Source organism: Hymenobacter terricola (assembly GCF_017921975.2).
Lineage (GTDB): Bacteria > Bacteroidota > Bacteroidia > Cytophagales > Hymenobacteraceae > Hymenobacter > Hymenobacter terricola.
Genome location: NZ_JAGEMO020000045.1, coordinates 1 through 596 on the forward strand (window position 1 = coordinate 1; position 596 = coordinate 596).

At 69.6% G+C, this 596-nt stretch carries 1 protein-coding gene; it reads left to right on the forward strand.

The window, feature by feature from the left end; genetic code table 11:
• Window positions 1-596, forward strand: a 596-nt coding sequence (locus J4G38_RS20465; RefSeq protein ID WP_449555732.1) for an InlB B-repeat-containing protein, incomplete at both ends; no start/stop codon positions are given.

Below are 596 nucleotides of genomic sequence, written 5' to 3' on the forward strand. Positions count from 1 at the left end.
GGCAGCGGCACGGTTGCGAAGAGCCCGGACCAGGCCACCTACCCCAGCGGCACGCTGGTGAGCCTGACGGCCACGCCGGGCGCCGGCCAGCAGTTTGCCGGCTGGAGCGGCGACGCCACCGGCACGGCCAACCCGCTCCCGGTGACCATGAATGCCAACAAGGCCATTACGGCCACGTTTACGCCCATTCCCAGTGGGCCGGCCGTGGCCAGCTTCACCCTCGTGAACGCCGACAACGGCCAGGCTATTCAACTGCTGACTGCTGGAACGGCCATCAACCTGGCCACCTTGCCCACCCAGCACCTCAACGTGCGGGCCAACACCAGCCCGGCCGCCGTGGGCAGCGTGGTGTTGGCCCTGAGCGGGGCGCAGGGCCAGAACCAGACCGAGTCGGTCGCGCCGTACGCCCTGTTTGGGGATGTGAACGGCGTTTATAACCCCTGGACGCCGCCGGTGGGCAATTATTCGCTGCTGGCCACGCCCTACGGCGGCGGCGGGGGCAGTGGCCCGGCCGGCACGCCGCTCACGGTTTCGTTCTCGGTGACCAACCAGGTGGTGGGCGCTTCCTACACGCTGGGCGTGGCCACGAGCGGCAG